This is a genomic window from Vibrio sp. Vb2960 (genome assembly GCF_033337665.1).
Lineage (GTDB): Bacteria > Pseudomonadota > Gammaproteobacteria > Enterobacterales > Vibrionaceae > Vibrio > Vibrio alginolyticus.
Map to the genome: position 1 here is coordinate 1 of NZ_JAWORD010000008.1, position 21,867 is coordinate 21,867.

General features: G+C 44.3%; 18 protein-coding genes, 2 tRNA genes and 1 pseudogene. 13 read left to right on the forward strand and 8 right to left on the reverse strand.

Annotated elements, in window-relative coordinates:
* The first annotated feature begins 150 nt into the window (after positions 1–150).
* The 5 genes from R7O03_RS08610 to R7O03_RS08630 all read left to right on the forward strand — a co-directional run bounded on the left by R7O03_RS08610 (position 151) and on the right by R7O03_RS08630 (position 2,626).
* Positions 151–227: transfer RNA gene (locus tag R7O03_RS08610), tRNA-Asp, on the forward strand.
* Positions 228–262: 35 nt separating this feature from the next.
* Positions 263–339: transfer RNA gene (locus R7O03_RS08615), tRNA-Trp, on the forward strand.
* A 473-nt stretch (positions 340–812) separates the two neighbouring features.
* A complete protein-coding gene (locus tag R7O03_RS08620; protein WP_005381768.1) occupies positions 813–1,145 on the forward strand; it encodes a DUF1904 domain-containing protein in 333 nt (110 codons plus the stop codon).
* A gap of 12 nt (positions 1,146–1,157) precedes the next feature.
* Positions 1,158–1,994, forward strand: coding sequence for a penicillin-insensitive murein endopeptidase (gene mepA, locus R7O03_RS08625; protein WP_318131665.1), 837 nt, complete (start codon positions 1,158–1,160; stop codon positions 1,992–1,994).
* 323 nt (positions 1,995–2,317) lie between these two features.
* Complete coding sequence (locus tag R7O03_RS08630; RefSeq protein ID WP_005381765.1) at positions 2,318–2,626, forward strand: hypothetical protein; 309 nt, start codon at positions 2,318–2,320, stop codon at positions 2,624–2,626.
* 42 nt (positions 2,627–2,668) lie between these two features.
* Here R7O03_RS08630 and R7O03_RS08635 read toward each other — a convergent pair whose 3' ends face one another.
* The 3 genes from R7O03_RS08635 to rdgC form a co-directional block, all read right to left on the reverse strand.
* Positions 2,669–2,923, reverse strand: a complete 255-nt coding sequence (locus tag R7O03_RS08635; RefSeq protein WP_005381763.1) for a YfhL family 4Fe-4S dicluster ferredoxin — start codon at positions 2,921–2,923, stop codon at positions 2,669–2,671.
* A gap of 2 nt (positions 2,924–2,925) precedes the next feature.
* Positions 2,926–4,326 carry a tRNA 5-hydroxyuridine modification protein YegQ gene (gene yegQ, locus R7O03_RS08640; RefSeq protein ID WP_042521151.1) on the reverse strand — a complete coding sequence of 467 codons (1,401 nt, stop codon included), beginning with the start codon at positions 4,324–4,326 and terminating at the stop codon, positions 2,926–2,928.
* Positions 4,327–4,491: 165 nt separating this feature from the next.
* Positions 4,492–5,406, reverse strand: a complete 915-nt coding sequence (gene rdgC / locus R7O03_RS08645; protein ID WP_054576951.1) for a recombination-associated protein RdgC — start codon at positions 5,404–5,406, stop codon at positions 4,492–4,494.
* Between the two features lie 224 nt (positions 5,407–5,630).
* On the opposite strand from rdgC, the gene phoB reads away from it, so the two are divergent.
* From phoB to R7O03_RS08660, 3 genes are read left to right on the forward strand one after another with little or no spacing between them, the layout of a single operon-like run.
* On the forward strand, positions 5,631–6,320 hold the full coding sequence (gene phoB, locus R7O03_RS08650; protein ID WP_005381752.1) for a phosphate regulon transcriptional regulator PhoB: 690 nt from the start codon (positions 5,631–5,633) through the stop codon (positions 6,318–6,320).
* A gap of 40 nt (positions 6,321–6,360) precedes the next feature.
* A complete protein-coding gene (gene phoR, locus R7O03_RS08655; RefSeq protein ID WP_005383667.1) occupies positions 6,361–7,659 on the forward strand; it encodes a phosphate regulon sensor histidine kinase PhoR in 1,299 nt (432 codons plus the stop codon).
* Positions 7,659–8,618: a phosphate ABC transporter substrate-binding protein PstS family protein gene (locus tag R7O03_RS08660; protein ID WP_318131666.1), complete on the forward strand. Its 960-nt coding sequence runs from the start codon at positions 7,659–7,661 to the stop codon at positions 8,616–8,618. Before phoR ends, R7O03_RS08660 begins: the two co-directional genes overlap by 1 nt.
* A 34-nt stretch (positions 8,619–8,652) precedes the next feature.
* Here the strand turns inward: R7O03_RS08660 and ppx are convergent, their stop codons facing one another.
* The gene (gene ppx / locus R7O03_RS08665) at positions 8,653–10,158 is read right to left on the reverse strand and encodes an exopolyphosphatase (protein ID WP_005381749.1); all 1,506 of its coding nucleotides are present in this window, start codon (positions 10,156–10,158) and stop codon (positions 8,653–8,655) included.
* Entirely contained in the window at positions 10,142–12,232 is a 2,091-nt protein-coding gene (ppk1, locus tag R7O03_RS08670) for a polyphosphate kinase 1 (RefSeq protein WP_005381748.1), read from the reverse strand. Before ppk1 ends, ppx begins: the two co-directional genes overlap by 17 nt.
* A 207-nt stretch (positions 12,233–12,439) precedes the next feature.
* Here ppk1 and R7O03_RS08675 point away from each other — a divergent pair, with 207 nt between their 5' ends.
* The 4 genes and pseudogenes from R7O03_RS08675 to phoU all read left to right on the forward strand — a co-directional run bounded on the left by R7O03_RS08675 (position 12,440) and on the right by phoU (position 17,898).
* Positions 12,440–14,644, forward strand: a complete 2,205-nt coding sequence (locus R7O03_RS08675) for an ABC transporter permease subunit (protein WP_318131667.1) — start codon at positions 12,440–12,442, stop codon at positions 14,642–14,644.
* 735 nt (positions 14,645–15,379) lie between these two features.
* Positions 15,380–16,348 (forward strand): annotated as a pseudogene (pstA, locus tag R7O03_RS22765) (phosphate ABC transporter permease PstA); the annotation flags it as partial.
* 2 nt (positions 16,349–16,350) lie between these two features.
* Positions 16,351–17,169 carry a phosphate ABC transporter ATP-binding protein PstB gene (gene pstB / locus R7O03_RS08685; RefSeq protein WP_005381745.1) on the forward strand — a complete coding sequence of 273 codons (819 nt, stop codon included), beginning with the start codon at positions 16,351–16,353 and terminating at the stop codon, positions 17,167–17,169.
* Positions 17,170–17,199: 30 nt separating this feature from the next.
* The gene (gene phoU, locus R7O03_RS08690) at positions 17,200–17,898 is read left to right on the forward strand and encodes a phosphate signaling complex protein PhoU (protein ID WP_005381744.1); all 699 of its coding nucleotides are present in this window, start codon (positions 17,200–17,202) and stop codon (positions 17,896–17,898) included.
* 62 nt (positions 17,899–17,960) lie between these two features.
* Here phoU and ppk2 read toward each other — a convergent pair whose 3' ends face one another.
* The 3 genes from ppk2 to R7O03_RS08705 all read right to left on the reverse strand — a co-directional run bounded on the left by ppk2 (position 17,961) and on the right by R7O03_RS08705 (position 20,446).
* Complete coding sequence (gene ppk2, locus R7O03_RS08695) at positions 17,961–18,737, reverse strand: polyphosphate kinase 2 (RefSeq protein ID WP_047102160.1); 777 nt, start codon at positions 18,735–18,737, stop codon at positions 17,961–17,963.
* A gap of 70 nt (positions 18,738–18,807) precedes the next feature.
* Positions 18,808–19,551 (reverse strand): copper homeostasis protein CutC, encoded by a 744-nt coding sequence (locus R7O03_RS08700; protein ID WP_372587964.1) that lies wholly within the window; start codon positions 19,549–19,551, stop codon positions 18,808–18,810.
* Positions 19,552–19,834: 283 nt separating this feature from the next.
* Entirely contained in the window at positions 19,835–20,446 is a 612-nt protein-coding gene (locus R7O03_RS08705; RefSeq protein ID WP_005381738.1) for a peroxiredoxin C, read from the reverse strand.
* A gap of 199 nt (positions 20,447–20,645) precedes the next feature.
* Between R7O03_RS08705 and R7O03_RS08710 the strand changes: the two genes are divergently transcribed.
* The gene (locus R7O03_RS08710; RefSeq protein ID WP_005383681.1) at positions 20,646–21,551 is read left to right on the forward strand and encodes a hydrogen peroxide-inducible genes activator; all 906 of its coding nucleotides are present in this window, start codon (positions 20,646–20,648) and stop codon (positions 21,549–21,551) included.
* Positions 21,552–21,867 lie beyond the last annotated feature (316 nt).

The following is a 21,867-nucleotide window of genomic DNA, read 5'->3' on the forward strand; positions in this document are numbered from 1 at the left end:
ACTCAGAAGTGAAACGAAATAGCGCCGATGGTAGTGTGGGGCTTCCCCATGTGAGAGTAGGACATCGCCAGGCTTTAGTTTTATTTTCACTTTTTCGAAAAGTGAAGACAAAAGCGGACACTTGCTTATTAAAGCGAGTGATACCACTGCGGAGTGGTAGTTCAGTTGGTTAGAATACCGGCCTGTCACGCCGGGGGTCGCGGGTTCGAGTCCCGTCCACTCCGCCACTTATTTGAGCGTCGTCTCAATAAACACGAATTACAGGGGTGTAGCTCCAATTGGCAGAGCAGCGGATTCCAAATCCGCGTGTTGGGAGTTCGAATCTCTCCACCCCTGCCATACTCTAAAGCCTCAGCAGTAATGCTGGGGCTTTTTTGCATCTGAAGAAAAGAGAATCTGACTAGTTGGAGAGTTGTCGATTCCTCTGATACCAAAGTATCGGGGGATTGAAAGTTCATATCTCCGGGATATTGGTCCACTTCACCTATCCCCCATATTCATAAGCTCTGGCTTAGGTCAGGGTCTCTTTTATTCCTAACGTATAGTTTCGATGTCAGGTGTATGTTTATCCAACGAATATGGCATACCTTTGCTTCAGATAGTTTTATTTTCTAGTAATGTAATTACTAAATGTTGATGTATCGCTTTGCTCTTTCTGTTTTACCTTCGAATTTCATAACACTTTTTCTTCGTTATCGAGCACATCTGATTCACAATCTATTGAAAGGTCAGTGGTTACATTGGCTTGGATGATTACTGACTTGGTTCCTGTTATCATCATGCATTAATGCTAATAATTAGGAAGTAAGTTTATGCCACATTTTCGATTCCGTGCTGTAGAGCCACAAGCTGTTCAGGCATTATCAAAACCCCTTACGGATGAACTTCAGCCTCTAATGGACTGTCCGCGTGAGGATTTTACTTTTGAGTATATCTACACTACGTTTTTCAATGAGGGTGAGGTGAGTGCTGCATATCCTTTTGTCGAAGTGCTTTGGTTCGACCGTGGCCAGGAAGTGCAAGATGAAGTTGCCAAGCTTATTACGCAACAAGTGCGCGGTATCGCTGGTGCCGATATTGATGTTGCAGTTATCTTTTCCGCCTTATCTCCTAAAGCTTATTACGATAATGGCGAACACTACTAAAGGTTAAAGGCTATGAGGCTGAGTTTCATTGTAACTTTGGGTTTATGTTTCTCAGCTTCAGTATGTTCTACTCCTTGGGAGTCTGCGGTTAATCCTACCCGAAACTCTTCCTCCTCTATTGGTAGTTATGCTAACGGTTGTTTAGATGGTGCATTACCCTTGCCTCTCGATGGCGTTGGTTATCAAGTCTTACGTAGTAAAACGAAGCGCTACTATGGGCACCCTAAAACGATAGAGTTTATTGAAAATCTGGCGCTTAAAGCTCATCAAAATCTCAACACCACTCTGCTAATTGGTGATTTGTCTTTACCTAGAGGTGGAAGGTTCTCCTCTGGTCATTCTAGTCATCAAACCGGGTTAGATATCGATATCTGGCTAAGACTTGCTGACCAACCGCTTTCTTATAACGAATTACAACTTCCTAAACCCATGAGTGTGGTGGATTTAAAAGGTTATTCCATACTTAATCATCGCTGGGAAGAGCGGCACTTTAAGCTAATTCGGTACGCTTCAAAAAGTAAGGATGTTGCACGAATTTTTGTACATCCTGTTATTAAGGAGCAACTTTGCTTGCAAGAAAACGGCAAAGATCGTTCTTGGTTACGTAAAGTACGTCCATGGTGGGGGCATCATTACCACTTTCACGTCAGGTTATCTTGTCCTGATTCGAGCGACTATTGTGTTGGTCAAGCACCACCTCCAGTAGGTGATGGTTGCGGTGCTGAGCTTGCAAGTTGGGCCCCGAAAGCGAAGCCTATTGATACCCCTCCACGGGTAAAAACAACCTCTAAGCCCAAACGAAAAAAAGTCGTTCCACCTCAATGCTTGCCGCTTATCAATCCTAATTAGTGTTACTCTTCAGGTTTATCTGTACTTGGTGATCTCTTTTATGAAACTGGAGAAACATCATACTTTTGTCTACATTGAATAGTACCAATACAAAAACTAACCCAATCAGTTTTGGGGACATATTATAGAAATCTAAATTAAACAAAGAGTTGTAGTATGGGTAAGTTGTAACTTCTCTGTTTAGAAAAAGATCTTTCGTCACGATACTCTGGTTTCTTAGCAATATGTCTGTCAGTTGGCTAAAAAGCGATAACAACGCAGACAAGTGTGTAAGGCAGGGATATGCCCTTTTCCTGTTAGAAGAGTAAATCAAGGACAAAACCATGACTATGATTTGTGCAAAAGAATTTGCAGAGTGGTTAAGACACAGATTTAGCAGTGATACTAAAGGAGTCTCTTTGACTCGAGAGGATGTGAATCACCTGACTGGGCGTCAACGCCTTGATCCGGGTTTTGTTAATGATGTGCATTATGAGCTGATGCAATATGGGATGGCTTTCGTTACTGATACGAGCCGAGAAAACTTTTATTTAATACCTGTTTCTCAAGCGGAAAATTGGCGTGAGAGACTAGAGTATCATTTTGAAAAAGAGCTGTTCTGCAATATTATCCCTATTGAAAAATCAGGTTGAGAAAAGGTTCAACTTTGATGCCAAAGTTGAACCTAATTGCTCTTATGCTAACCCTTGAATAATCACGAATTTTTCAAGCAACTGCTCTTCAGTTTCGACATGGTTCGGATCAGTGATTATGCATTTTGTAATTGGACACACTGACTGACAGGTCGGCTTTTCGTAATGCCCCTTACACTCTGTACATAGCGCTGGATCAATTTCGAAAATGCTCTCTCCCATACTGATTGCCCCATTGGGGCATTCGGGATCACACATGTCGCAGTTAATGCATTTATCAGTAATGAGCAAGGCCATGGTTACTTACCAGTCGGATTACGGGTGTCCTGCCCTGAGTTTAGATTACGCATTAATAGGCCATATTCTAAATCTAGCTCTGCTGGTACTGGAATGAATACAAAGTGACCGTTTCCTTTCGCGTCTTCAATAGACTCTGACTTGCGGTTTTCCATTGCCTCTAGCGTGAAAACAATATTGCCTTTTGGCGTCATTAGTTCAAGGCTATCACCGACAAGAAACTTATTTTTTACTTCTACTTCAGCCATGTCACCACGACGTTTGCCTGTGAATTCACCAACAAACTGTTGAGCATCAGAGACTGAGTAACCGTAATCGTAGTTTTGGTAAGTATCGTGTGTATGACGGCGTAGGAAGCCTTCAGTGTAGCCACGGTGAGCTAGGCTTTCTAGTGTACCCATTAGGCTTTCATCGAATGGTCGACCTGCTACAGCATCATCAATTGCTTTACGATAAACTTGAGCGGTACGTGCGCAGTAGTAGAACGATTTAGTACGACCTTCAATTTTCAATGAGTGAACACCCATCTTAGTTAAGCGTTCAACGTGCTGAACCGCTCGTAGGTCTTTAGAGTTCATGATGTAAGTACCATGCTCATCTTCGTAAGCCGCCATTTTTTCTTCTGGACGGTGCGCTTCAGAAAGCAGAACGACTTCATCTGTTGGTTGGCCGCGACCAATTGTGGTTTCAGGGCGCTCGTCTTGTACTTCGACAGGCTGTGCTTCAGTCGGGTCGAATTTCTCTACGATATCACCAGCGTCGTTTTCTTTACCCTCTTCAACTTTGTATTCCCAGCGGCATGCGTTAGTGCAAGTGCCTTGGTTAGGGTCACGTTTGTTGATATAGCCAGAAAGTAGGCAACGACCTGAGTAAGCCATGCATAATGCACCGTGAACGAATACTTCAAGCTCAGTTTCAGGGCAATGCTCACGAATTTCTTCGATTTCTTCTAGAGATAGCTCGCGAGAAACGATCACACGTTCCACGCCATTCGCTGCCCAGAACTTAACGGTCGCCCAGTTTACAGCGTTCGCTTGTACAGAAAGGTGAATTGGCATTTCTGGGAAAGCTTCACGAACCATCATAATTAGGCCTGGATCTGACATGATCAATGCGTCAGGACCCATCTCTACGATTGGCTTAAGATCACGGATGAACGTTTTTAGCTTCGAGTTGTGTGGTTGAATGTTACATACCACATAAAGCTTTTTGCCTAGGGCGTGGGCTTCATCGATACCGATTTTTAGGTTCTCGTGGTTAAACTCGTTGTTACGTACGCGAAGGCTGTAGCGAGGTTGGCCAGCGTAAACTGCATCTGCCCCGTAGGCGAATGCGTAACGCATGTTTTTCAGGCTGCCCGCTGGAGATAGTAGCTCAGGCACGAATGCTTTCTCAGTTGTCATTGCTCAATTCTCTTTTATCTGATCACAAGTCAGGCCAATTCCACCTAATGGAAATGGGGCGCAAATTTTACGTCAAAATGTGAACTGTGACTAGGGTAATTGTGCTTCAGATAGAAAAACGCCCTCAAAAAAAGTGAGGGCGTTATGGTTAACCTTTATACAATATTATGCGTTAGGATTCGGTAAGCCGCCTAGCGCATCGTATAGGTTGGGAAGGAAAGCACTGAACTCTCCACACATTAGAGAGAAGTCTGCATCAAATCGAGCTGCTTGATCTTCACGTGGAATATCATCGTTTTGATCTTTCAATTCATCAGAGAATTTTAGACGTTTGATGCCTGCATCTTCCGTCATAATGAACTCAATACGATCTTGCCAATTAAGCGCAAGTTTCGTCACGACCTTATCCGCAGCGATGTGGTTGCGGATTTCATCAGTGGTTAGCTCTTGCTTCTTACAGCGAATCACACCACCTTCTTCAAGTACGGATTTTAGCTCAGCTTCGTCCATCATGCTGATACCTTGAGGTGTGTCACCGCTTTTCACCCACTCGGTTAGCGTAGTTTCAATCGCCACCTCTGGAATAGCAGGAACAACAGGTAGACTACCCATGGTTTTACGAAGCAATGCTAATACATCTTCTGCTTTTTTATAGCTGCTTGCATCAACAAGGATAAAACCTTCTTTTGGCATGATGAGCACGTGAGAGTGGCTGCTGCGGCTGAATGCGCGCGGCAGTAAATCCATTACGATGTCATCTTTCAGGTTGTCTTTCTCTTTCTTCTTCAGAGGACGACCTTCTTGCGCTTCCATTGCTTCTACTTTTGCATTCAATGATTCTTTGATCACAGAGGCAGGTAGCATTTTCTCTTCTTTCTTGGCGCAAATCAGAATGCGGTTTTCTGACACGTGAGTCATCATATCGCCATGTCTACCCATTGCACTGACCCAGCCAAATTTCTGTTTGTCTTGACTGCCACACGGGGTGAATCGGAATTCAGACAGCTGAGTTTCTAGTTGTTCGGCGTTAAAAGTAACCTCGCGGTTAACGCGGTATACCAGACAGTTTTTAAACCACATAAATCTTCTCTAGGCTTGATGACAAGGGACTAATCATAGGGAATTTTTGTGCTGATGTCTTAATAGAAATGAAAAATATCCGAATGAACCTCAAAAGAAAGTTATATGAAAATTTGTTTTCAAAGGTCACAAAAGTGTCATAATTGGTAGTGATAATGCTTATGCATAGAGAGGCGCTTTGTCTCTTAAATTCATTAGCTCAACGAACATAAGGTTACTCAATTATGTCTAGAAGGATTCTGGTTGTTGAAGACGAAGCTCCTATTCGCGAAATGCTGTGCTTCGTACTTGAGCAGAAAGGTTACCAAGCGGTAGAAGCGGAAGATTACGATACTGCAGTAACCAAACTGGCTGAACCCTTCCCTGATTTAGTTTTACTGGATTGGATGTTACCAGGCGGTAGTGGCATTAACTTCATCAAACATATGAAGCGAGAGGAATTAACGCGCAACATTCCAGTTGTGATGCTTACCGCTCGTGGTGAAGAAGAAGATAAAGTGCGCGGTTTAGAAGTCGGTGCGGATGACTACATTACCAAGCCATTCTCTCCTAAAGAGTTGGTTGCACGCTTAAAAGCGGTGATTCGTCGCGTAACCCCTACTGCACTAGAAGATGTAATTGATGTACAGGGATTAAAGCTTGACCCTGTATCGCACCGTGTTACGGCTAATGATGCGCCATTAGACATGGGCCCAACAGAATTTAAGATGCTTCATTTTTTCATGACGCATCAAGAACGCGTATACAGCCGTGAGCAGCTATTAAACAATGTTTGGGGCACCAACGTGTATGTCGAAGACCGTACAGTCGATGTCCATATTCGCCGTCTGCGTAAAGCGTTGGAAGCTGCAGGGCATGATAAGCTGATCCAAACTGTTCGTGGTGCTGGATACCGCTTCTCGACGAAGGCATAAATTAACACGCAGCTTATCGGTACCATTTCTGGAGTTATGAGTGGTTGAAAGATTAACGTGGAAAAAGCTGGCCTGGGAGCTGGCTTTTTTTTACACCCCATGGGTGATAGTAGGTTGGATATTCGGTTATATGCCGTGGTTGCTTTTGGCTGCTACGGCATTGCAGCTTGTGTGGCATTTGCATAACCAAGTACGTTTATCTTCTTGGTTATGGGATGAAAAACGCCTCACGCCACCATCTGGTAGTGGTAACTGGGAATCTTTGTTCAATGGGTTGTATCGCTTACAACAGCGCCAACGCCGCAAACGAAAAGAGCTTACTAATCTTATTCGTCGATTCAGAAATGGTGCAGAATCGCTACCCGATGCGGTAGTGGTATTCCGTGCTGAAGGCAATATTGTTTGGTGCAACAAGCTGGCTCAGCACTTACTGGGCTTCCATTGGCCAGAAGATTCAGGTCAACCTATCTCGAATCTCATTCGTACACCTGATTTTATCAAGTACCTCAACAAGAAAGACTTTTCTGAGCCATTAGAAATGCGTTCACCACTCAACGTCGAACGCATGCTGGAATTACGTATCGTACCGTATACCGAGGGTGAGCACTTGATGGTAGTGCGTGATGTGAGCCAGTTAAAACAACTTGAGGGAATGCGTCGCAACTTCTTCGCCAACGTATCTCATGAACTACGTACACCAATGACGGTGCTACAAGGTTATCTTGAGATGACAGAAGACCCTGATATGGTCGTAGGTCCAATGTGGAGCAAAGCTCATGGTGTCATGACGGAGCAGCTCAACCGCATGAACAGTTTGGTGAACCAACTACTGACACTATCTAAAATTGAAGCGGCACCTATGCATGAGCTTGAGGAAGTCGTGAATGTGCCCGCGATGCTTGAAGTGTTAGAAAAAGAGGCGGTTAGCCTTAGTGGGGACAACCAACATAAATTGAAATTTGATGTTGATGCTAGCCTACGCGTGCTGGGCGATGATGACCAGTTACGTAGTGCTATCTCTAACCTCGTTTATAATGCCGTCAAATACACACCGCCTGGTGCGAACATTAATGTTCGTTGGTTCCAGACCTCTCAAGGCGCATGCTTAGAGGTGGAAGATAGTGGTGATGGTATTGAACCTCAGCACCTCCATCGACTTACTGAGCGTTTTTATCGAGTGGATAAAGCAAGATCACGTGATACTGGTGGAAGTGGTTTAGGGCTAGCCATTGTAAAACACGCGCTGAGTCACCATGACTCTCATTTAGAAATTCACAGTGAAGTAGGTGTGGGCAGTAAGTTTTCTTTCGTATTGCCTGAGCGTTTGGTGGTGAAATAATGGCTTTACGATTGGCAAAAACATTCAGTTTATTCGCGCTTGTTTGTTCTTTTATTGCTGCCGCTCAAGATAAACCATTGCCGACTTATCATAAAACGACGGGGATTGTCGGGAACTTGCTCTCTGTTGGCTCCGATACACTTGCGGGTATGACAACGCTTTGGGTTGAAGAGTTTAAATCCATTTACCCGAATATTAATGCGCAAGTCCAAGCGTCTGGCTCTTCTACTGCCCCTCCAGCATTGACCGAACAAACAGCTCAGTTTGGTCCCATGAGTCGCCCTATGCGTTTAAGAGAGATAGAAGCGTTTGAACGTGAACATGGCTACAAGCCAACGGCGCTCAGGGTCGCCATCGATGCAATCGGTATTTTTGTTCATCAAGATAATCCAATTCAAGGGCTTAACTTTAGTCAGTTAGATGCTTTGTTTTCTGCCACGCTACGCTGTGGTGAAAGTCAATTTGTCACAAACTGGCAGCAACTCGGTCTTGAATCACAGTGGGCAAAGCGAAACGTCCAGTTGTTTGGTCGTAACTCCGTTTCTGGAACTTACGGTTACTTCAAAAGCAATGCCTTGTGTGGCGGCGATTTCAAGACCCGAGTTAACGAGCAGCCAGGCTCCGCGTCAGTTGTGCAAGCTGTAGCGTCAACCATCAGTGGAATTGGTTATTCCGGTGTCGGTTATCGAGTGGCAGGCGTGCGCTTAGTCCCTGTGGCTAAAATGGGAAATGACTACGTGACTCCAACGCGAGAACATATTGTTAGTGGTAAGTACCCACTATCACGTTACTTATATGTTTACGTGAATAAGCACCCTGATTACCCATTAACACCAATTGAAGCTGAATTTATTCGCTTTATCTTTTCTGTTCAGGGACAAGCGTTGGTTGAGAAAGATGGTTATGTGCCCATTACGGCAGACTTTGCAGAAGAAGAGTTAAAAAAAGTCGGCCTGTAAGCCGACTTTTTATTTAGGTATGAAGAGTACGAAATCAGAAAGTGAGTGTCCACTTCGCGCTGTCCCAACGTTCTTGTTCTTCCTGTAAATCCGCGTGAAGTAATTTATTGTTTTCTAGCCATGCTTCATCTGTGCAGGTGAGAATCCATTCGTCATTTTTGATAGATAAGGTGATATCAGGCAATGGATCTTCATTACGCTGCCCATTTAATACGATAGAAAGTCGTAATATTTTGATGAGGCTTATAACGTCACTCTGTTTATAGAGGTTGAAATCTGGTAGTTCTTGCAATTTGAGCGCTTTACGCTGGAAGCGAGCCAATGTTGCAAGCACTAATTGCTGCTCACGGTTGAAGCCTTGTAGGGTGGAGTGCAACAGAATATAAAAAGAGTGGCGATGGAAACTACGCAAGTTAATACTTAATCCGACTTCATGAAGCAACGCTGCCCACTCTAGTAAGTCAAATAACTCACTCTTTTTCTTAATGCCTAGTTCAGAGCGTACCTGACATAACATCTCACGTGCATGACCCTTCACACGAGCGGCATGCTCTAAGTCGACTCGGTGCTTGTTGGCTAAATTTTCTGTGGTGCGCATGCGAATATCGGAGCGTGCGAAACGTTCTTCCATTTCGTACAACAGGCCTTCGCGTAGAGCACCATCGGAGAAAAACATTTGCTCAATGCGAAGCGCTTTGAAAATCGCGGACAAAATCGCTACGCCTGCTGCGAATACGGGTTTACGTTCTTCTGTTAGACCCGTCAGCTCAATATCTTCAATTGAATCAAATTTACACAGAGTTTCGATAAGTGTATCCAGTCGACTCGCTGTGATCAGGCCATCTTCAAAACCTAATCCTACTAGCACTTCTTGAATCGCTTTGATGGTTCCTGATGAGCCGAGAGCAATATCCCAGCCCTTTTTACGATATGTTGAAGCAATGGACTCGAGTTTTTGTTCGGCCGCTAACATCGCCTTACTGAAGTTTTTGCCTGATAGTTTGCCGTTTTTAAAGTACTGTTCTGTAAAACTGACGCATCCCATCTGTTTACTGTTGAGAAGCTCAGGCTCAAATTCTTGTCCAATAATCATCTCGGTACTGCCGCCTCCGATATCGATGACTAGTTTGGAGTTGGATTCTACTTGAGTGTGCGCGACGCCTAAGTAAATCAGGCGGGCTTCTTCTTCTCCGGGGATAATTTCTATTGGGAAAGGCATCACTTCTTTCGCACGCTCGATGAAAAGGTGGGCATTTTTAGCGCGTCTTAGTGTGTGTGTGGCGGCGATACGTACATTTGACTCATCAAGCCCTTGCAGCCTCTCAGCGAACATGGCTAAGCATTCTAGCGCACGCTCCATTGCGGCGTGACTTAAGTTCAATTCACTGTCGAGTCCTGATGCTAAGCGAACACGTTGTTTATGACGACTAACCAGTTGTAGGTCACTGCCGACAACTTTGGCCACCACCATATGGAAACTGTTTGAGCCGAGGTCTATCGCGGCAATGTAGCGAGTATCTTGTTCAAGTATTTGAGGCATCTGAATTTTGTTTTCTAGTTTGCTTTTCTATATTTTTAAGATAGTCATAGATAGCGATTTGAGAGCGAACTTTTTTGCGATTACCTCGTGGTACGTAAGCGTTACTCATTTCTTTATCTATTAAACGAGCCTTTACTGTATCGGTAAAATGGATATTCGTTATATCAATAATTCTCTGTTTCAAACGTGGATCACGGACTGGTACTGCTACCTCGATACGGTGATCAATATTTCTTGTCATCCAGTCTGCGGAGGAGATATAAACTTGCGGATCGCCATCATTGTGGGTGATCACCACGCGAGGGTGCTCAAGAAAGCGGTCAACAATACTGATGATGCGAATATTGTCGCTGATCCCCTCAATGCCCGGTACTAATGAGCACATGCCTCGAATGATCATGTTTATTTTTACACCGGAAGTACTTGCTCCATAAAGCTTATTGACGATGCCTTTATCGACTAGGTTATTGACCTTGATCGTAAGAGCGGCTTTTTTCCCTAGCTTGGCATTCGCAATTTCATTATCGATTAAGCGGTAGATTTGGGTTCGAGAATTACGAGGAGATACCATAAGGTGATTGAACTTCACTGGTCGGTATGGATTCTCAATGTAACCGAAGACATTACGGACTTCATTAGTGATTTCTTGATCTGCCGTAAGCAGGGAGAAGTCGGTATAAATTCGTGCCGTCTTCTCATGGAAGTTGCCTGTGCCGATGTGTGCGTAGCGAATAATTTCTTCACCTTCGCGGCGGCTAATCATCAGTAGCTTTGAGTGAATCTTAAGACCAGGCGCACCAAAGATGACGTGCACACCCGCTTCGGTTAATACTTTTGACCATTCGATATTGGCTTCTTCATCAAAGCGAGCTTGCAGTTCGACGACCACAGTGACATTTTTGCCGTTGTGCACCGCATCAATTAAAGAGTTCATCAAGCGAGAATCTTTCGCGACGCGATAAATGTTAATCTTGATACTAAGTACTTTGGGATCGAAGGAGGCTTGGCGCACTAACTCACTAATGTGGTCAAAAGTGTGGTAGGGATAATAGAGCAGAATATCTTTCGCTTTAATCGCGTCAAAGCTATTGGCATAACCTTCGAAATCGGCACATTTCATTGGCGGGAGAGGTTTATTTTCAAGATATTCTCGTCCAACATTTGGAAAGCCGATGAAGTCTTTAAAGTTGTGATAGCGTCCGCCGGGGATAAGGTTATCGTAGTTAGAGATATTAAGTTTGTTACACAGAAACTCTAACATTTGAGGCGGCATATCGCGTTCGTAGACGAAGCGAACGGGCTTTGCTGTCAGTCGCTGATTGACACCCTCTGACATTTGTTCAAGCAAGCTGTACTCGATTTCGTTGCGTAAATCGTATTCAGCGTCACGCGTCATTTTCATCGCATAGCCGCTAAGCTCATCATAATCAAAAAAGCCTTTGAACAGCTCGTCCAAACAGTGGCGGATAATATTATCAAGTAAGATGATGGTTTTTCGACGCTTTCCTTTCTGTTCTGGTACCATCACAAAGCGGGGAAGGTGATCGGTCGGAATTTCGATCAGAGCGTACTGGTAATGTTCTTCTTTACGCAGTTCTACGGCGATGTAAGCGTACTCGTCTTTGAGAAATTGCAGAACATCGATCTCGTCTTTCATTAGGAGGGGAGTGATATGCGGCATTACCTCTCTACGGAAGTATTTTGCGATCCACTTTTGTTGCGATTCATCCAGTTGTTGTTCGTTGACCAAGAAAATGCGACGTCGCGCCATTTCTCGAATCAACTCGCTGTAAAGCTCATCAAATTGTTCGTTAAGCTTTAGTGCTTTCGACTGCATTTTGGTTAACAGTCGTTTAGGGCTATCACTGCCACCGCGCTCTTGGCTGATTAGGATTCTGCGCTTCACGTCCGCAAAGCGTACTTTGTAAAATTCATCTAAATTGTTGGAAAAGATCCCAAGAAAGCGAATACGTTCGATCAAAGGGACGGTTTTATCGGCAGCTTCTTGTAATACTCGTTCGTTGAAAGACAACCAACTCAGTTCTTTTTCTATATATAGTTTTTCTGCGCTCATAACCTTACCTAGCCAAAAGTGAAGTATTACGTACTCATCTTGGAAAAATGGATGAGTGAGAACATTATGAGATTTTCATTACAGATTTATTTCATACCACGCATTGCATAAGAGTTGTATTCTTTTCAGGTGTTTAATGTGATCTGTAATATAATTGTCATCTTAACGACATATTCTAGTACTAAGTCAAAAAAGGTAGAGATTTAAATGGCACAAGCCGAGTTTTCATTGCAGGAAAAAGATAAGAAACGACTGATAAAAGATCGTTTAGTTCGACTTGCAGTGACATCCGGTGGTGTCGGCGTACTCGCGGCGCTTATTTTGATCTTTGTCTACCTCGCCATGGTGATCATTCCGCTTTTTTCTGATGCGGAGATCAAAACCAACCAAGCCATTCGAGCCACTCATATTGAAACACCACTTGCGATTTCAGTGGATGATTACGCTCAGCTCGCGTTCGTTCTAACCCAAAGTGGTGAGATTCAATATTTGTCGATGGACGATCCTACGAAACCTGCGGTGTATACACAGCAAATCGCCCAGAAACCCGTCGCTTTCTCTCAATCTGCTCCTGGGCTAGGTTGGTATGGATTTGTTGATGGGCAGGGTAAAGCGAACCTTTTCAAGCCAGAATTTAATGCCACATTGAGAGAAAATACACGTCCTCCGGAAGTGATTGAGCTAGACACCAGCATGGATCTGACACTAAGTACGCCTCAAGATCCTGTGACTCAGTTTGTATTTGCAGCTTCGACGCCCTTACCAACGGTTGTTTGGCAGACGCAAAGCGGTGAAGTGAAAGCTCGCTGGCAAGTGGCTTCGTCTTTGGGTACGTCTCCTACAACGATCGATTTTACGTTCTCTTCAGGCTTTAATACGCCTCAGCAAATGTTGTTGACACCTGACGGTGAAACGCTTTATTTGCGCGATGGCTCTGAGTTGATCGTGTTAAAGAAAACCGCACGTAAATTTGCTGTGCGAGAGGTGGTCGATCTCACTCAAGGTGATAAGAAGCATTCCGTTCGTACGATAGACTTATTGGCTGGTGCTTACTCGCTTTTGGTGACGCACAACGATGGTCGGGTGTCGCAATGGTTTGATACGCTGCAAGAAGAAAAACGCACGTTAACGCATATTCGTGATTTTAAATTGGCATCAGAGCTTAAGTATTTGTTGCCGGATTCTCATCGAAAAGGATTTTATAGCTTTTACACCAACGGCACGTTGCAAAGCCATTATACAACCAGTGAAAAACTGGTGTTGTTTAAGCGTGCGTACAATCAAGCGCCCGCAATCGCAGCAACGTCTAACAATGAACGCTACTTAATCACTTGGCAAAATAATGCGTTAAATGTTGCGGAAGTGGACAATGCCTATCCGGAAATTTCATTGTCTTCATTATGGCAAGAAGTGTGGTACGAAGGGTATCCTGAGCCTGAATTTGTGTGGCAATCGTCTTCGGCGAGCGATAACTTTGAGGCTAAGTTCAGCCTAGTACCTATTGCGTTTGGAACGATAAAAGCGGCGATGTTTGCGATGCTGTTTTCAGTACCGCTCGCAGTGCTAGGTGCTATTTATACGGCTTACTTTATGTCGCCACGCATGCGTCGTGTCGTAAAACCGTCGATTGAGCTAATGGAAGCACTGCCGACGGTGATCATTGGTTTCCTCGCGGGATTGTGGTTCGCGCCTATTGTCGAAGATCACCTGATTACGATCGTCGTTATGCTGTTTGTTTTGCCCTTGAGCACCATGATTATGGGCGGGCTATGGGCATTAATACCGCAACCTTTGCGGAATCGTCTGCCTAATGGTTGGCATGCTTTAGTGCTCATGCCTGTCATATTGGTACTGATTGGGCTTGGAGTGTGGATTTCGCCTACGATTGAGCAGACGTTCTTTGGTGGCGATATGCGCTTATTCTTAACCGAGCATGGTATTGGTTACGATCAACGCAATGCATTGGTGGTGGGGCTAGCGATGGGGTTTGCTGTTATCCCGACGATTTTTACCATTGCCGAAGATGCTATTTTCTCTGTACCGAAGCATTTATCGGATGGCTCTTTGGCATTAGGGGCCACGCCTTGGCAAACTTTAATCTATGTTGTCTTGCTTACTGCAAGCCCAGGTATTTTTTCTGCCATTATGATGGGCCTGGGACGCGCTGTTGGCGAAACCATGATTGTGTTAATGGCAACGGGCAATACGCCATTAATGGATTGGAATATTTTGGAAGGATTGCGCAGCCTGTCGGCGACCATCGCCGTTGAGTTGCCAGAGTCGGAAGTTGGAAGTTCGCATTATCGCCTGCTGTTCCTAGCTGCATTGATTTTGTTTGTGTTTACGTTTGCAGTAAACGCGCTTGCGGAGTGGGTTCGTCAGAGACTGAGAGATAAGTACCGTGCGTTGTAATAATGGTTTGAATAAAGAGCGAGTAATAACGTGTTAAATTGGATTCGTTCTGGCGCACCGTGGATATGGCTAACAGGCGGTGCAGTCAGCATCAGTTTGTTGTCGGTATTAGGGTTGTTACTCCTTATCGGCTGGAAAGGCCTGACTTACTTTTGGCCAGCGCCCTTGTATCAGTGGAATGTTGCAGCGCTGACTCCTGTACAAGGCGAAGTGCTACATGAAAATACTATTCTGATTGGTCAAGTGTATGAGCGCAGCTTTGTACCGAAGAGTTATTTGCCTGAAAGCGCAGCACAACAGTTAGAAGACGATGAAGATTTTGCCACTCGACTCAGTATCAAAATCGCTAACCGAGAGTTGTATCCCGCCGATTTTATCTCCGTATTGCAAATGCAGTTGGATGAGCCCACGACGCCAAAAGAGTGGGCGGTGATAGAGCGCAGTAGCGGTGGTTATTTCTTTGGTAAGCTGGTGGCGTTTCAAGATGGCGATAATATATACACCAGTGATATTCAATCGATACTAAATAAAAAGCTTGATGATGCAGAAACTCTGCGCCATGAGATTGATTCTTTGGTGGTCGATCAGCTTAAAGAGCTTGGTTGGAAGCTAGAGCAGTTACGATTAGAAAAGCGCAAGCATGAATTGAATGACACGCTGACAGAAAGCTTCTTAAAGGAAAATCAGACGAAAAAAGAGCAGATAGAAAAAGCGCTTGCGACGTTAGATTTGCAACTTGATGGTTTACGACTTCAGCTCTCTGACTATGCCTTGATTGCCGAGGATATGACGGGGTCACAAGTATCGATTCCGCTCGAAGATATTTTGGACTACTGGTATCCAAACCAAATGTCACTGCCTGATAAAGTCATGCATTGGGGAAAACAGGTTTGGAAGTTTTTATCTGAAGATCCAAGAGAGTCTAACTCCGAAGGAGGCGTGTTCCCTGCGATATTTGGTACGGTTTTCTTAGTACTCATCATGTCGATCATTGTGATGCCACTCGGGGTGATCGCCGCTATCTATCTACATGAATATGCTAAGAATAACGCTCTAACCAGAGTTATTCGTATTGCGGTTATAAACCTAGCGGGTGTTCCATCGATTGTTTATGGCGTGTTTGGTTTAGGTTTCTTCGTTTATACGATTGGTGCCTCTATCGACAACGTATTCTATGCGGAGAAGCTACCGGCACCAACCTTTGGTACGCCGGGTTTGTTATGGTCAGCACTAACTCTTGCTGTGCTGACGCTTCCAGTTGTGATTGTGACGACAGAAGAAGGTTTAACTCGAATTCCGAGCTCCGTGCGACATGGCTCTCTGGCACTTGGTGCAACTCAGTTCGAAACGCTATGGCGCGTGGTTTTGCCTATGGCGACGCCAGCTATTATCACAGGTTTGATCCTTGCGATTGCGCGTGCAGCTGGCGAAGTAGCGCCACTGATGCTGGTGGGAGTCGTGAAATTGGCATCCAGTTTACCGGTTGACGGACAATTCCCTTATGTGCATTTGGATAGAAAGTTCATGCATTTAGGTTTTCACATTTACGATGTTGGCTTTCAAACCTCCAACATCGAAGCGGCGCGACCATTAGTTTATGCTACCTCTTTCTTACTCGTGACAGTGATTGTCGGACTAAACTTAACAGCAATCAGTATTCGCAATAATTTACGAGAAAAATACAGAACGTTAGGACAAGATTAAGTATGTTTAATTTTGATAGTACATTAGGTTATGAGCCACCATTGGACGTTCATAATTTAACGGATGAACAAACAGCAATCTCAATCGAGAACCTTAATCTGTTCTATGGTCAAACTCAGGCGCTGCATGATATTTCGATGCGAATTCCCAAAGGGCGAGTCACCGCTTTTATCGGTCCTTCAGGGTGTGGAAAGTCGACGTTATTACGTTGCATCAATCGTATGAACGACTTAGTGGAAGGGTGTCGAGTCACAGGTAAAGTGCGTCTCCATGGCAAGAATGTTTATCATCCTAATGTCGATGTTGCGACACTTCGACGCCGAGTGGGAATGGTGTTTCAAAGACCCAATCCATTTCCTAAGTCTATTTATGAAAACGTAGTTTATGGCTTACGCTTACAAGGTGTAAAAAACAGCCGCAGTTTAGATGACGCAGTGGAGCGATCCTTGCGCTCGGCGGCGTTGTGGGATGAGGTAAAAGACCGCTTGCATGAGAACGCATTTGGCTTATCTGGTGGTCAGCAACAGCGCTTGGTCATTGCGCGCGCGGTGGCGATTGAGCCGGAAGTCCTGTTATTGGACGAGCCAACATCAGCGTTGGATCCAATCTCAACTTTAACTATTGAAGAGCTTATCAATGAGCTGAAGACTCAATATACTGTGGTTATCGTTACCCATAACATGCAACAAGCGGCGAGAGTGAGCGATCATACTGCATTCATTCATATGGGTAAGTTAATTGAATACTCTGACGCGGACTCGATCTTCACTTCGCCAATGAAGAAACAGACCGAAGATTACATTACGGGTCGCTACGGTTAAGTCGCGACTCTATACGGAATAAGGAACATCATGCACTTTGGACGTCATATTTCAGGACAATTTAACGTAGAGCTAGAATCGATTCGTACTCATGTATTAACCATGGGAGGCTTGGTAGAGCAGCAGCTTTCGTATGCTATTCAAGCCTTGCATAAAGAAGACATCGAACTGGCGCGTAAGGTTGTGCGTGACGATCATAAAGTGAATGCGATGGAAGTCTCGATCGATGACGCCTGTACACGCATTATTGCTAAGCGTCAGCCAACGGCAAAAGACTTGCGCTTAATTATGGCTATCATCAAAACGATCACGGATTTAGAACGCATCGGTGATGTGGCGACACGCATTGCTTACGTTGCCATTGAAAGCCCATCATCAAAAGAACGACAATTCCAAGTGTCGTTAGAGCCTCTCTGCCGTCAGGCAATTAATATGCTGCATCAGGTTTTAGATGCGTTTGCCCGCATGGATGTAGAAGCGGCAGCAGAGGTGCATAAACAAGATGACAAACTAGACGCCGAGTATGAAGCGGTGATTCGTCAGTTGATGACTTACATGATGGAAGATCCAAAAAATATCCCTAATATTCTGCAAGTGATGTGGTCGGCACGCGCGATTGAACGCGTGGGGGACCGCTGCCAGAACATCTGTGAATACATTATTTACTTCGTGAAAGGGAAAGATGTACGCCATCTAGGTGATCAAAGTATTGATGACGTACTGAAGTAACTGACTTCAATAAATAGACCAGCTTTTAGGCTGGTCTATTTATTAGAGAGAAGGAAAGCACGTCAATATTTATCAGGAACGAAGGTCTGATCATCAATGGGCGCTCTGACGTAACCTTCTTTATTGAGTTCAGGTAATTCGATGGGTGAGTACTCAAGTGCTTTGTAATCAATCTGGCTTAGTAAATGACTGATACAGTTCAAGCGCGCTTTCTTTTTGTCATCTGAAGGGACGACCCACCAAGGGCAGCTTTTCGTGTCTGTATAGGCAAACATCTTATCTTTTGCTTCCGAATACTCCGCCCAGCGATGACGTGACTCCAAATCCATTGGGCTGAATTTCCAACGTTTGATCGGCGTATTAATTCGACCTAGAAAACGTTTTTCCTGCTCTTCGTCTGAAACCGAAAACCAATACTTAATCAGAATAATCCCAGAGCGTTGCAACATTCTCTCGAATTCAGGGCAAGAGCGTAAAAACTCCTCGTATTCGTCTGGAGTACAGAACCCCATGACTTTTTCGACACCTGCTCGGTTATACCAACTTCGGTCAAATAAAACGATTTCACCAGCAGATGGTAAATGAGCGACGTAACGTTGGAAGTACCATTGCGTTTTTTCTTTTTCTGTCGGTGCAGGCAGAGCCACTACGCGACAAACACGCGGGTTTAGCTTTTCTGTAATTCGCTTTATCACTCCGCCTTTGCCCGCAGCATCACGGCCTTCAAACAGAACCACCACTTTTAACCCTTTGTGTTTGACCCACTCTTGAAGTTTTACGAGCTCAACTTGAAGGTTTTTGAGCTCCTTTTCGTATTCCTTTTTCTTCAATTTAGACATACACCTTTCCTCACTCCTTGATAAACAATATGTTAGCACTCAAAAGCTATGCGCGTGAGGTTACGGTGGTCTATTTGAGAGCTGCTACGACATCGGTTATGGCTTGTGTACTTGTGATGGGGATTAAAAAATCATCGACATCGGATGCGCCCATTTTGCTTTGTTCAGCAACAAAGGTCATTTGGCTAGGGCGTGTGGTTTTGCCTGACAGATGGATTTCAGGAACTTGAGTGTCTTCTACTAACGCACGTACGTTACTCGCATTAACGCCAGCCCCCGCCATGATTGCTATGCGTCCTTGGGCTTGCTTAACCAAAGCTCTAAGCACATCGATCCCTTGTGGTGCTGAAGGCGCAAGACCGGAGGTTAAAATACGTTCACAACCTAAGCTGATCACTTCTTCCAAAGTTTTTTCAGCGTCACGACACTGGTCAAAGGCACGATGGAAGGTCACGCCTAAGCCAAGCGCTTGAGCAAATTCACACAGCGCAGCCGCGTAAGGCATATGAATATCACCGTCTTGAGTGAGCACGCCGAACACGACACCGCTCAAGCCTGATTGGTGAGCCGCTTCAATATCCCAACGCATCATTTCGATCTCTTCTTCATTGTAGAAGAAGTCACCTTGGCGTGGGCGGGTCATGGCATAAACTGGAACACTCGAAAGCTTAGCCGCTTGCTGCATAAAGCCATAACTGGGTGTTAGTCCGCCTAAAGCCAAAGAGGAGCAAAGTTCAATCCGAGTGGCGCCGCCAGCAATGGCGTAGTGCAGAGATTCAATATTATCAATACAGACTTCTAGGTGAGTAACCACGTTCATTCATCCTGCTAACGTTACAAATAGGTGTTGTGGCTAAGATATTAACAGGGCAAGTAAGCAGAATCTGTATGGAGGGGATGATAAATAGAGGTAAAGTTTACGCTGAAGCGTTACCTCATTTTTGCGGTTTATCTGAAGGAAAAAGAAAGCCCAGAGCTGAGGCTCTGGGCTTTGATAGGACTTTACTTAGACTGATTGGCGTTTGCGGTTTTCCGCATTAGCTTATTGCTTTATATACATCCAACCATCACACCCGTTGAGCTAGGGTGAAGGTCTATTATTTTTTGCCTAGGTCAGCTGCGTGCTCAGATAGGAACGCTGCAACACCTTTTGGAGATGCGTCCATACCTGCTTTACCTTCTTCCCATTGTGCAGGACATACTTCGCCGTGCTTCTGGTGGAAGTTAAGAGCGTCAACCATGCGTAGCATTTCGTCGATGTTACGGCCTAGTGGTAGGTCGTTAACTACTTGGTGACGTACAACGCCTTCTTCGTCGATTAGGAAAGAACCACGGAAAGCAACGCCTGCTTCTGGGTGCTCAACGTCGTAAGCTTTACAGATTTCGTGCTTAACGTCAGCAACTAGTGGGTACTTAACTTGACCGATACCGCCATCTTCGATAGCAGTGTTACGCCATGCGTTGTGAGAGAACTGAGAATCGATAGAAACACCGATTACTTCAACACCTTTAGCTTGGAAGTCAGCTAGACGGTTGTCGAATGCGATTAGCTCAGATGGGCAAACGAAAGTGAAATCTAGTGGGTAGAAGAATACTACTGCTTTCTTACCTTTAGTGAACTCTGCAAAGTTGAAGTTTTCAACGATTTCACCGTTACCTAGAACAGCTGCTGCAGTAAAATCAGGGGCTTGACGACCTACTAGTACCATTTTTTTGCTCCTAAAAAGTATGGTTAGCTCCAAACCGAATTCAGTTGTGTCGGTTTGGTTCGTGTTTGTACGAGACAAACTATAGTACAGATTGTAGTATTGAAAAAAGCGAAATAAATAGATTGAGTTAATCGAAAAAAACGATAATAACAAAACTCTTAACTCGATCACTGGAACGGCGGTAGATACAAATACAATTATGAATAAATGGCCCAGTTTGAAGCAGTTACACTATTTAGTCACACTGCATGAAACAAGACATTTTAGTGACGCTGCAGAGCGTTGTTTTGTCAGTCAGTCGACTTTAAGTAAGGGTATTCAAAACTTAGAGGAATTGATTGGTTGTCCCTTATATGAAAAGAAAGATAAGAAAAGTCCACTGGTTTTTACCCAAACAGGAGAAATGGTAGTAAAGCAGGGGCGAGAGCTGTTAGCAAAAGGGCAAGATTTGGTCGAGCTTGGACGTATGTGCCAAGGCGACGATATGCAAGGCCAGCTAAAAGTAGGATGTATACCAACAATTGCTCCGTTTTTACTGTGTGATTTGGTACAAGAGGTGAACTACCGTTTCCCACAACTGAACCTTTTATTAAGAGAAGACACGACGACAAACTTACTCCAAGCGCTCAGACATGGTGAGCTGGATGTGCTTATTTTAGCGTTACCAGTCGAAATTGATGGGATGGAAAGCCGAGTAGTGGGTAAGGATCCGTTTCGAATGGTTATAAGCGCTAATCAAGCCCAATCGGTCCCTGTGCCGATTCGTTACGCGGATTTACCTGACGAATCCGTCTTTCTACTAGAGAAAGAACATTGCTTAACGGAACATGCGGTATCAGCGTGTAAATTAACAGACAAAGAAAAAATCAATCCGTTTACGGCAACCAGCCTCCATACACTGGTGCAAATGGTTGCGAATGGTTTGGGAACAACGTTCATTCCTCAAATGGCTATCGACCATGGCTTGCTGCATAACCAGAATTTAGTCGTGATCGATCCTCCAGGTAAACAAGCTTATCGCGAAATCGGCTTAGTTTGGCGTCCGAGCTCGTCAAGAACGAAAACATTTAATCAACTTGCAGAAGTCGTTTCAGAGCTGCTTTAGCTATTAGTATTAGCCCTTACTTCTCCATTATTTATCTAAAAGCGCACTGGAAACAGTGCGCTTTCTAGTATTTTATTCTGTTGGTAAACTTTGACTTGTAAAATTTTACAGCTCTTCTTTGATGAAGCTTTCATAAAATAGTGAAATTTCACAATGTTAATTTTACACAAAGCCCTGCATATCTTGTTTGACCCCTGTTTAAATCCATCTCTTCAGCCCTTGTGAATACAAGGTGTTTGTTTACCAGTCTATATTCATACGCTTGTTTGAAATGATAAAACGACTTTAAATTTAATGTAATTTTATTACGTAATAA

Excerpts from the sequence above, each read along its gene's own strand:
- R7O03_RS08620 (WP_005381768.1), top strand. The coding sequence starts at position 813 with ATGCCACATTTTCGATTCCGTGCTGTAGAGCCACAAGCTGTTCAGGCA.
- mepA (WP_318131665.1), top strand. The coding sequence starts at position 1,158 with ATGAGGCTGAGTTTCATTGTAACTTTGGGTTTATGTTTCTCAGCTTCA.
- R7O03_RS08630 (WP_005381765.1), top strand. The coding sequence starts at position 2,318 with ATGACTATGATTTGTGCAAAAGAATTTGCAGAGTGGTTAAGACACAGA.
- R7O03_RS08635 (WP_005381763.1), bottom strand. The coding sequence starts at position 2,923 with ATGGCCTTGCTCATTACTGATAAATGCATTAACTGCGACATGTGTGAT.
- yegQ (WP_042521151.1), bottom strand. The coding sequence starts at position 4,326 with ATGACAACTGAGAAAGCATTCGTGCCTGAGCTACTATCTCCAGCGGGC.
- rdgC (WP_054576951.1), bottom strand. The coding sequence starts at position 5,406 with ATGTGGTTTAAAAACTGTCTGGTATACCGCGTTAACCGCGAGGTTACT.
- phoB (WP_005381752.1), top strand. The coding sequence starts at position 5,631 with ATGTCTAGAAGGATTCTGGTTGTTGAAGACGAAGCTCCTATTCGCGAA.
- R7O03_RS08660 (WP_318131666.1), top strand. The coding sequence starts at position 7,659 with ATGGCTTTACGATTGGCAAAAACATTCAGTTTATTCGCGCTTGTTTGT.
- ppx (WP_005381749.1), bottom strand. The coding sequence starts at position 10,158 with ATGCCTCAAATACTTGAACAAGATACTCGCTACATTGCCGCGATAGAC.
- ppk1 (WP_005381748.1), bottom strand. The coding sequence starts at position 12,232 with ATGAGCGCAGAAAAACTATATATAGAAAAAGAACTGAGTTGGTTGTCT.
- R7O03_RS08675 (WP_318131667.1), top strand. The coding sequence starts at position 12,440 with ATGGCACAAGCCGAGTTTTCATTGCAGGAAAAAGATAAGAAACGACTG.
- pstB (WP_005381745.1), top strand. The coding sequence starts at position 16,351 with ATGTTTAATTTTGATAGTACATTAGGTTATGAGCCACCATTGGACGTT.
- phoU (WP_005381744.1), top strand. The coding sequence starts at position 17,200 with ATGCACTTTGGACGTCATATTTCAGGACAATTTAACGTAGAGCTAGAA.
- ppk2 (WP_047102160.1), bottom strand. The coding sequence starts at position 18,737 with ATGTCTAAATTGAAGAAAAAGGAATACGAAAAGGAGCTCAAAAACCTT.
- R7O03_RS08705 (WP_005381738.1), bottom strand. The coding sequence starts at position 20,446 with ATGGTACTAGTAGGTCGTCAAGCCCCTGATTTTACTGCAGCAGCTGTT.
- R7O03_RS08710 (WP_005383681.1), top strand. The coding sequence starts at position 20,646 with ATGAATAAATGGCCCAGTTTGAAGCAGTTACACTATTTAGTCACACTG.